The sequence below is a fragment of the Nocardiopsis lucentensis DSM 44048 genome, assembly GCF_000341125.1.
Classification (GTDB): domain Bacteria; phylum Actinomycetota; class Actinomycetes; order Streptosporangiales; family Streptosporangiaceae; genus Nocardiopsis; species Nocardiopsis lucentensis.
In genome coordinates this window covers 1-4,762 of record NZ_ANBC01000162.1, presented here as the reverse complement: position 1 = coordinate 4,762, position 4,762 = coordinate 1, and the positions used below count along the sequence as shown (strand labels likewise).

Below are 4,762 nucleotides of genomic sequence, written 5' to 3'. Positions count from 1 at the left end.
GCGCCTCGCGGTGGACGTCGCCGGTGGCCACCGCCTCCTCCCACCGCTCGCGCAGGGCGGGCATCAGTTCGAACCCCGGGTCGCCCGCCAGGGGCTTGGGGTCGATCGCCAGCCATGCTCCCCGGTCCGATCCGGGCCTCGGCGCCAGCACGTTCCCGTAGTGCAGGTCCCAGTGCAGGAGCCGGTCACCCGGCTCGGCGGCCATCTCCCGTGCCCGCGACGCCAGGTTCGCCAGCCGGTCCGGGGCGCCTCCCACACCCACGGCGGCCAGCCGGTCCGCGCGTTCCGCCAGGTCCAGGGTCACCGGCCCCAGACCGGGCAGACCCGCCGGGGCGGGGTGGGCGTTCAACCGCGACAGCAGCGTCCCGATCACGGTCAGCGCCTCGGTCGCCTCCACCCCCAGCAGCGACCGCGAGGGGTCGAGGGCCTCCAGCAGCATCGCCCCGGTGTCCGGATCGTGGTCGAGCAGCCGGACGGCGCCGTCGCCGGCCCAGGCGCGCAGCGCAACGGGCTCACCCGCGGTCTCCCCGTCCACCGGCTGCACCTTGAGCACGGCCGGGGACCCGTCGGCGCGCCGGACGGGCAGGGCCAGCCCCACCATGCCGTGCATCGCCGGGCCCTCGGGGCGCAGTTCCCACCGGTCGCACTGGTACGCGGTCAACCCCGGCAGGGCGGCCGCCCACTCCGGCCCGAAGTTCCAGCTGACGCTCTCGACGAGCGCCGCGGGCACGGCGACGGGCGGTGTGGTCTCGTTCATGTCGATCGTCTCCTTCGTCGTGGACGGGCTTCCTGGACGAAGGAGCGCGGCGGAGCACGTGCCTAGGGCATACCGAACACCTCGGGATCGTCGTCGCGGTCTCCCGCCGAGCCTACGCCGTGCCACCGCGGTTCTCCCGGGCCGGGGCGAACCGGGAATCGGGTTCGGTCACCCCCGGCCGCTACCTGTCCTATCCGAGAGTGCTCCGGCGTTCCGGAGGCGCATCGGATCCGCACACTCCGCCCGTCGGCCAAGGCGGGCGGTCCCGGTTGTGTCGTAGGCGGGTGCGAGGGTGTGCGCATGCAGCTTCGGTACCAGTACCGCCTCTACCCGGACGAGGCGCAGCGCGTGGCGCTGGCCCGCCTGTTCGGGTGTGTGCGCACGGTGTTCAACGACGCCCTGGCCAGGGTGAAACCGGTCAAGGCGTCCAACAGGCTGCTCGGATCCCCCAAAGCGCGGACGGCTGAGGGCCCCTACCGGCGGGTGCCGAAGAGCATCGACCTGTCGAGGGAGCCGATCACCCGGGCCAAGACGACCCCTGAGCGGGAGTGGCTCGTTGAGGTGTCGGCGGTGCGGCTCCAGCAGGCGCTGCGCGACGCTGACCGGGCGTGGCAGGCCCACGAGGGCTCCAAGACCGGGAAACGCCAGGGCCCCAGGGTCGGCGCGCCCCGTTTCAAGTACCGTCGCGACCGCACCCAGTCGGCCCGGTTCACCGCCAACGCCCGCTGGCGGATCACCGACGCCGGGAAGCTGTCGCTGCCCAAGGTCGGTGAGGTCAAGGTCGTGTGGTCGCGGGACCTGCCCTCGGCTCCGTCGTCGGTGACCGTCATCAGGGACGCCGCCGGGAGGTACTTCGCCTCGTTCGTCGTCGAGACCGATGATGAACCCCTGACTTCGAGGACCCCCATGCCACACGCCACGTTCCGGGACGAGAGCCCCAGGGGCGAACGTCTCGCGACCTTCGACCTGCCCGACCTGCCGGAGCGGATCACCGTGCGAGAGGTGATCCGACTGCGGGTACGTGAGGAGGTCGCCCGCCACAACGCCGACCCGACGCCTTCCTGGCGGGGGCTGGTCACGCCGACCCGTGCGGAGCAGGAGCTGAACGGACGGCCGGACCACGGAGCGCGCCCCCGGATCGACTGGGAGAAGCAGGCCGACCGCGCCCTGGAGGCCTTCTCCCGCCAGGGGTTCGTGGTGATCGTCGGCGACCGCCAGGCGCAGACGCTGGAGGAGACGGTCGACCTGACGACCGATCCGGAGATCGTGTTCATCAAGCTCGTCCCCCTGGTGGGTGGCTGACATGGGCGCCGTCGACGACGACACCGCGACCCGGGCCGGCGCGTGGGCGGCCGGGATGATCAGTGACCACGGGCTTCCCCCACGGGCCGAGGAGTTCCTCGCCCGACTCCACGAGCCCGGACTCGACACGGCGGTGCGGGACCTCGACACGGTGGTGCGTGAGACCGCCGCATCCCTCTACGGCGGCTACCACGACTCACCCCTGCCCGAGGACCACGGCCCCCGCACGGTCACCGACCGGCTCACCTCGGATCTGAGCCGTCGCCTGACCGTGTGGTGCCTGCTGCTCTCCCACCACGACCGGTCGCGCGCGGCCAGGGACATGGACCTGTACCAGGCGGCCGTCCTGTACGAGCGGACCGCCCACCACCTGCTGCGGCGTACGGCCTGGGAGGGCGACACCCTGGCCCTGCTGCTGGACACCGTCCTGCTCGACCTGGTGGAGGCTCCCGTACCGGTCGCGGCCTGCGAGGAGGCCGACGAGGAGGTGTCGAGGGCGTGTCTGGACCGGCTGCGTGAGCTACGCGCCCGCATGCACGGGGACATGGTCCGGGAGTCGGCGCAGATCGCGCACATGTGGGAGTGGCACGTGCGCACCCTGCGGCTCCTCCTGCGCCTGGGCGACACCCGATCGATGGCGGACCTGTTCGCCGAGGGCGACCTCTTCGGCGATCTGCTCCGGACCCGGCACCCGGACCTGTTCACCCGGCAGGGGTTGGCCGACCTGTTCGTCCACTGCCTGGTCCCGCCGGGCAGGCGTCCCACCCGGGCGTGGCGGCGTGCGACGGAGCGACGACTGGCCGACGTGCCGCGCGCGCCGGAGGCGATCCGTGACCTGCTGGACCTCGTTCCCACCATCCCCGACTCGGAGGGGTGGGGCGGGCCCGGCCACTTCCAGGAGCACGCCCACGACATCCTGACCGGCATGGTGTGGTGCGCCGAGATCCTGCCGGAGGAGTCGACCCCTTGGGCGATCCCCGTGCTGGAGCGCCTGGCCCGCTTCACGGGCACCGGGCCGGGCACCTCCAAGCAGCTGCGCTCGGAGCGGATGGCCTCGGCGGCCGTGCGGATCATCGCCGAGCGCGGCGACGACCGGGCCGTCGCCGCCCTGGGCCGGATCCGCGGCAAGGTCAGGAAGAAGACCCTGCTCAAGACGATCGACACGGCGCTGTCGGAGATCGCCGACCGCGAGGGCGTGACCAACGAGGAGCTGCTGGAGCGGACCGTCCCCGACTTCGGTCTGGGCCGGGACCGCACCCGTACCGAGCTCCTGGACGGGCACCCCGTCACCCTGTCGCTGGCGGACGACGGCACGGCCGCGCTCGGTTTCGTCTCCGCCAAGGGCAGACCGGCCGCCTCCCCGCCCAAACCCCTGCGGGAGTCCCACCCCGACCGGATCAAGGAACTGCGGGCCGAACTCAAGGAGCTGCGGGCGACCGTGTCCACCGAACGGGCCGGGGCGGAGACGTTCCTGGCCCAGGGGCGGATCTGGAAGGTCGGCCCCTGGGTCCGCCACCACCTGGAGCACCCGGTCACCGGGACCCTGGCCCGGCGCCTGATCTGGGAGGTCGACACCGGCGACGGACGGACGTGGCGGGCGGGGCTGCCCGAGCCCGACGGCGACCACTGGCGCCTGGCCGACCACGACAGCCGCACCGTCGCCCACACCCGCGACCTGCCCGACACCGCGCGGGTGCGGTTGTGGCACCCCGTCCGGCACCGACCGGAGACCGTCCGTCGCTGGCGCGACCACCTCACCGACCGGGAGATCGCCCAACCCGTCAAACAGGCCTACCGGGAGATCTACCTGCTCACCCCGGCGGAGGAGGCCACCGGGGACCACTCCCTGCGGTTCGCCGCGCACATCCTCAAGTACGCGCAGGCCAGGGCACTGCTCACCACCCGAGGATGGTCACAGGACGCTCTGTCGGAGTGGGACGGCTGCGACGAGGGCACCGCCCAGCGCACCTACACCGACCGCGAGACCGGGACCGCGTGGCGCGCCACCTGGGACCTGCGGCTGATCGCCCCGGACGAGCCCGTCGGTGTACGCACGTGCGGCACCGGGCGGGTCCGCTTCAACCGTGTGGGCGCACCGTTGCCGGTCGCGCTGGCCGAGGTGCCCGTACCGGTGCTCTCGGAGGCGATGCGCGACCTGGACCTGGCGGTGGGGGTGACCTCGATCGCCGCCGACCCCGAATGGGACGAGGCGGCCCACCGGCCCTACTGGCGGCGCACCGCCTTCGGCGCGCTCACCGAGAACGCCGAGGTGCGCCGTGCGGCCCTGGCCGGACTCCTTCCCAAACTGCGCGGAGCCGACCGGTGGGAGCTCGGCGACCGCTTCCTCCGGGTGCGCGGCGACCTGCGGACCTACCGCATCCACCTGGGCAGCGCGAACATCCTGATGGAACCCGACGACGCGTACCTGTGCGTGGTCCCCTCGGGCAAGGCCCCCGCGGGGCTCTTCCTGCCCTTCGAGGACGCGGGCGGCCGCCTGTCGGTCATTCTGTCCAAGGCGTTCCTGCTGACCGACGACGCCGCGATCACCGACCCCGGCATCGCGGCGCAGATCCGTAGGGGCGTCGACGACCGGCCCGGGAGGTGAGGAACGCGGGGGCGGCGCGGCCGCACCCCTGAGGTCGGGGAGGGCCGCCCCGGCGGGGCGGTCGGAGCCGCCCGTGACCCGGCCACGGCGCCGCCGCA

3 protein-coding genes are annotated in these 4,762 nt (G+C 73.2%); 2 read left to right on the top strand and 1 reads right to left on the bottom strand.

Translation table 11 applies throughout. The features are described 5' to 3' along the window. Positions 1 to 757 (bottom strand): aminoglycoside phosphotransferase family protein (locus D471_RS0105455; RefSeq protein WP_017597694.1); only part of this gene is annotated, 757 nt, incomplete at its 3' end. Between the two features lie 300 nt (positions 758 to 1,057). Here D471_RS0105455 and D471_RS41615 point away from each other — a divergent pair. Both D471_RS41615 and D471_RS0105445 read left to right on the top strand, forming a co-directional pair. Beyond that, a complete protein-coding gene (locus D471_RS41615) occupies positions 1,058 to 2,059 on the top strand; it encodes an RNA-guided endonuclease InsQ/TnpB family protein (RefSeq protein ID WP_241479572.1) in 1,002 nt (333 codons plus the stop codon). A 1-nt stretch (position 2,060) separates the two neighbouring features. Continuing rightward, positions 2,061 to 4,664: a DUF4132 domain-containing protein gene (locus D471_RS0105445; RefSeq protein ID WP_152486227.1), complete on the top strand. Its 2,604-nt coding sequence runs from the start codon at positions 2,061 to 2,063 to the stop codon at positions 4,662 to 4,664. Positions 4,665 to 4,762: the final 98 nt, after the last annotated feature.

What these genes read in the sequence shown, in the direction of transcription:
- D471_RS0105445 (WP_152486227.1), top strand. Translation starts at nt 2,061, where the DNA reads ATGGGCGCCGTCGACGACGACACCGCGACCCGGGCCGGCGCGTGGGCG.
- D471_RS41615 (WP_241479572.1), top strand. Translation starts at nt 1,058, where the DNA reads ATGCAGCTTCGGTACCAGTACCGCCTCTACCCGGACGAGGCGCAGCGC.